General features: G+C 65.7%; 8 protein-coding genes. All 8 read right to left on the bottom strand.

Annotation, left to right across the window (positions count from 1 at the left end; translation table 11 throughout):
• Positions 1 to 52: 52 nt before the first annotated feature.
• Positions 53 to 589 (bottom strand): hypothetical protein, encoded by a 537-nt coding sequence (locus KAY22_RS26900; protein ID WP_296626126.1) that lies wholly within the window; start codon positions 587 to 589, stop codon positions 53 to 55.
• Positions 590 to 640: 51 nt separating this feature from the next.
• Positions 641 to 1,045, bottom strand: coding sequence for a hypothetical protein (locus tag KAY22_RS26895; protein WP_296626125.1), 405 nt, complete (start codon positions 1,043 to 1,045; stop codon positions 641 to 643).
• Positions 1,046 to 1,072: 27 nt separating this feature from the next.
• On the bottom strand, positions 1,073 to 1,288 hold the full coding sequence (locus KAY22_RS26890; protein WP_296626124.1) for a hypothetical protein: 216 nt from the start codon (positions 1,286 to 1,288) through the stop codon (positions 1,073 to 1,075).
• Positions 1,254 to 1,634 carry a hypothetical protein gene (locus KAY22_RS26885; protein ID WP_296626123.1) on the bottom strand — a complete coding sequence of 127 codons (381 nt, stop codon included), beginning with the start codon at positions 1,632 to 1,634 and terminating at the stop codon, positions 1,254 to 1,256. Before KAY22_RS26885 ends, KAY22_RS26890 begins: the two co-directional genes overlap by 35 nt.
• Entirely contained in the window at positions 1,631 to 1,864 is a 234-nt protein-coding gene (locus KAY22_RS26880; protein ID WP_296626122.1) for a hypothetical protein, read from the bottom strand. Before KAY22_RS26880 ends, KAY22_RS26885 begins: the two co-directional genes overlap by 4 nt.
• Positions 1,861 to 2,196, bottom strand: a complete 336-nt coding sequence (locus tag KAY22_RS26875; RefSeq protein WP_296626121.1) for a DUF6527 family protein — start codon at positions 2,194 to 2,196, stop codon at positions 1,861 to 1,863. Before KAY22_RS26875 ends, KAY22_RS26880 begins: the two co-directional genes overlap by 4 nt.
• Positions 2,193 to 2,798: a TIGR02594 family protein gene (locus tag KAY22_RS26870; protein ID WP_296626120.1), complete on the bottom strand. Its 606-nt coding sequence runs from the start codon at positions 2,796 to 2,798 to the stop codon at positions 2,193 to 2,195. Before KAY22_RS26870 ends, KAY22_RS26875 begins: the two co-directional genes overlap by 4 nt.
• On the bottom strand, positions 2,795 to 3,203 hold a 409-nt coding region (locus KAY22_RS26865; protein ID WP_296626119.1), incomplete at its 5' end, for a hypothetical protein. The genes KAY22_RS26865 and KAY22_RS26870, both read right to left, overlap by 4 nt.

The raw sequence follows: 3,203 nt of genomic DNA, 5'->3' as shown, positions 1-3,203 counted from the left end.
CGGCCTGCTCGGCCCAGATCGTGGCATTGGGGGGGATGGGCATAGGACGCTCCTAGATGGTGACGGTGCGGCTGGCCGGAACAATGGCTGCCGGGCCGACCTCACCGGCGCTGGCCAGCACGTCATCCCCTTCGGTGATCGCGGCCGACGCCTGAACTTTCACAGCGCCAGCAGCCACCAGGCTGTCGCCATTTTCAGTTATCGCCGCCGTCGCCTGGATCACGTCGGTGACCGAAACATCATCGAATGTGGCGGTCAGCACATTGTCGGGCGCAGCGGCAGAACGCTGCACCAGCGCGATTTCTGTGGACGCTCCGCTGGCCGTGAAAACTTCGCTATATGGGCCGACGGCGGCAGCGGTGGAGCCATACTGCGATCCACCAAAGCGCGAGCTGAATAGTCCGAAGGTCTTGGTCGAACACGAATAGCTGACGCGGTATTTGCGGCCCGGAACGGTAGTTACGATCTGTGAAATTGCCGCCAGGTCGGCGGCACTTGACGCGACGGCCTTACCGCCGCTGATCGACCAGCCGGGGCCCTTCGTCCATGCCGTGTCAGTATCGAAGCCACCGTTGACGATCAGTTCCATCGGGCACCTCCATGACCACCCGGAACGAATCCGGGCGACAAGCAATCAGGGTCAGTTGCCAGCGGTGAGGCCGAAAGCGGTGACGTCGACCTGCTGGCCTGCGCTGATCGACACGCTATCGAGGATCATATCGCCCCCGCCGCCAGTTGCCGTAATCGAGCCCTGCATATCGCAGGTAGCGCCGCCGCTGTCGTAGATGCGGAAATGCCCCGCCGTCCCGGTGGCGTCGGCGGATGCATCCGACCAGGTGCCGAGTTTGGCCTTTGCCCCGCCCGATGCGGCAGACATCCAGTCCGCAGGCAGGTTTATGGTCGCCAGCACAGTGCCAGCGTCGGCAGCTGCGCAGTTGGCCGGCGCTGCGCCGGTTCGGATCTTCAAGATTGCCGAGGCGCCGATCGTGCTTTCCACGACGTCGAGGCGGGCGTTCTTCACGCGGGTCGAGTATTGCAGGACCATATCGTATTCCTTTTGTCGGGGGGAGGGTCAGCGGCGTACCGATGGTGCGCAGTCGGGCGTCGGCGCGCCGAGATCGCGGAACCAGACACAGAGCCGCCGCACCTGATCCCAGCCGCGGCGACCCCAGGAGGCGTGCTCGATGTCGTAGTCGTCGAGCGCCGCCGCGCTGTCGTTCAGCACCGCAGCCGGGTCCAGCTGCGGCTCGGGTTCAACGGTCAGATCGGCAGACGGCGGGGCCTTCATGCCCGCGCTCTCGGGCCTGTCGGAGCAGGATGGCGCAAGCACGCTGACGCTGGCGATCAGACAGGCGAGCATCAGGGAGCGGCCCCAGGGCCGCCCGTTCGGCGTCTTCATCGGCTTGGTTCCTTTTCTGGTCGGTGATCCGGGCGTCGGCCGCATTGGCGTCGGCCTGGCGAATGACGGGGGCGAGCTTGGTTTCCTGTCTCTGCTCATGCTCGCGGATGATGCTTCGGTCGTAGAGCGCCTTGCCGGCCCACAGGAGGCCGCAGACGCCAACAGCGCCCAACAGCGCCACCACGGCACGCGAAAGGCCCGTGCGCGCCGCGAGCCAGGCGATGATGCCCATCATCGGCCATCTCCCTGTTGCCCGTCGCGCCGCGCCAGCTCGATCAGCTTTTCCATGCGCGCGCCGTTGTCACTCGATCCCTTGGATGATCCGAGCCAATAGCCGACGGCCATCACCGCCAGATTCTTCAGCGTCTCTTCGAGGCCGTCGCTCCAGTGGTAGACCATCGCCCACCCGAAATACGCGATGATGACGGCCGACAGGGCGAGACGAGGCAGATCCTTGGCAGTCATTCCCCGAACCCCGGAAGGTCGACGGTCTGACCGGTGAGCGCGTGCGTGCTGTCGCTGCAAAACTCGATGCGGCCGTCGCGGACGAAACTGTGGCAGATCAGCGGCGGATCACCCTCCTCCCAAGGTTCGGCGGCTGGCGTCACGGCACGGCCGGTGCGAACCAGAATGGAAGGGTCAAAGGTCGGGCGTTCGACATTACCGTTCCACGTCCAGCGCGGCCGGTCTTGGTCATCGATGTTGACGACATGCCAGTCGTCGCAACCTGGGCAGCGGAACGCCAACCCGCCACCGGCGCGACTGAGTATCGGCGAGAGGGTGACGAACGCGCTCATGCCTCGCTGCCCCGGATCGTGCCTGCCGCCATGACTGGCAGCGCGATGTTCGTCTGCAGCAGGTTCGGCGGCCAGCGGACGCTGTCGGTTTCATCGACCAGGACGTCGGTGATGCTCACCATGTTCGACTGGTTGCCGCCGAGCGCCTTGTAGCGCTTCCCATCGGCGGTGATCCCGACGATCTGAAAGACGTGATTGCCACCCTTGCGGGTCTTCACGCCGATTGCGCCCAGCTGTGGCGCGCACTCGACACCCCAGTCGCGCCAGTTGGCCGCGCGATACCCCTGTGCCGGCGGCACGATCCCCGCCTCTATCATCCAAGCCGCCATCGCCGTCCCGCACCAGGCGGTTTCGTCATCGGTGAACGGATAGCCGCAGAGCTTCAGCATCTGCAGGATGCGGGCCGCGTGGCGCGGGCCGGGGATCTCTTCCAGGCCAATGTCAGCGCGGGCCTTGGTGACGTGCAGCGGCTCGCGCGCCAGCAAACCCAGCCCCGCATTGATCGCCATCTCGAGCGCGTCGACCTGCGCCTGCGTGAACCTGCCGCCGAACGGATTGGCGCGGGCCGCGTCGAAGAATGCCTTTCGGTCAAACTGGATCATGCGATCGTCTCCTCAGGGGGCGGGCTCGACCCGAGCCGGGCGGCCATGAAAGCGGCCATGTCCTGCCGCTCGATCTCTTCGTGGGCTCTCAGGCGCTCGCGCAGGCGGGGGATGACCTGATCAAGCCGGTCGGGCGCGACTTCGAGCAGGTCGACCGTCATCTGCATGGCCGCCTTGGAATTGTTGACCTGGTGCCGGCGCAGCTGGTCGAGCGCTTCGTTGACCTTGCGGTCGTCCTCGGCCTTCTTCTCGATCCGGGCGATATTGCGCTCGCACGCCTCGCGCTCCCGGATCATCTCAGCCTCGAGACTGTCGATCCGCCCGCCCTGCTTCTCGACCAGCGCCAGCGCGACATTGTCGGTCTGCTGCCGCTTCGATCGGTGATGATCGAAGATGACCTTCGCG

Origin of the sequence: Rhizorhabdus sp., assembly GCF_018006725.1 — a bacterium.
Lineage (GTDB): Bacteria > Pseudomonadota > Alphaproteobacteria > Sphingomonadales > Sphingomonadaceae > Rhizorhabdus.
Note: the sequence above shows the minus strand (reverse complement) of the source record. Positions and strands in the feature narration are given on the sequence as shown.

What these genes read in the sequence shown, in the direction of transcription:
- KAY22_RS26900 (WP_296626126.1), bottom strand. Translation starts at nt 589, where the DNA reads ATGGAACTGATCGTCAACGGTGGCTTCGATACTGACACGGCATGGACG.
- KAY22_RS26895 (WP_296626125.1), bottom strand. Translation starts at nt 1,045, where the DNA reads ATGGTCCTGCAATACTCGACCCGCGTGAAGAACGCCCGCCTCGACGTC.
- KAY22_RS26890 (WP_296626124.1), bottom strand. Translation starts at nt 1,288, where the DNA reads ATGAAGGCCCCGCCGTCTGCCGATCTGACCGTTGAACCCGAGCCGCAG.
- KAY22_RS26885 (WP_296626123.1), bottom strand. Translation starts at nt 1,634, where the DNA reads ATGATGGGCATCATCGCCTGGCTCGCGGCGCGCACGGGCCTTTCGCGT.
- KAY22_RS26880 (WP_296626122.1), bottom strand. Translation starts at nt 1,864, where the DNA reads ATGACTGCCAAGGATCTGCCTCGTCTCGCCCTGTCGGCCGTCATCATC.
- KAY22_RS26875 (WP_296626121.1), bottom strand. Translation starts at nt 2,196, where the DNA reads ATGAGCGCGTTCGTCACCCTCTCGCCGATACTCAGTCGCGCCGGTGGC.
- KAY22_RS26870 (WP_296626120.1), bottom strand. Translation starts at nt 2,798, where the DNA reads ATGATCCAGTTTGACCGAAAGGCATTCTTCGACGCGGCCCGCGCCAAT.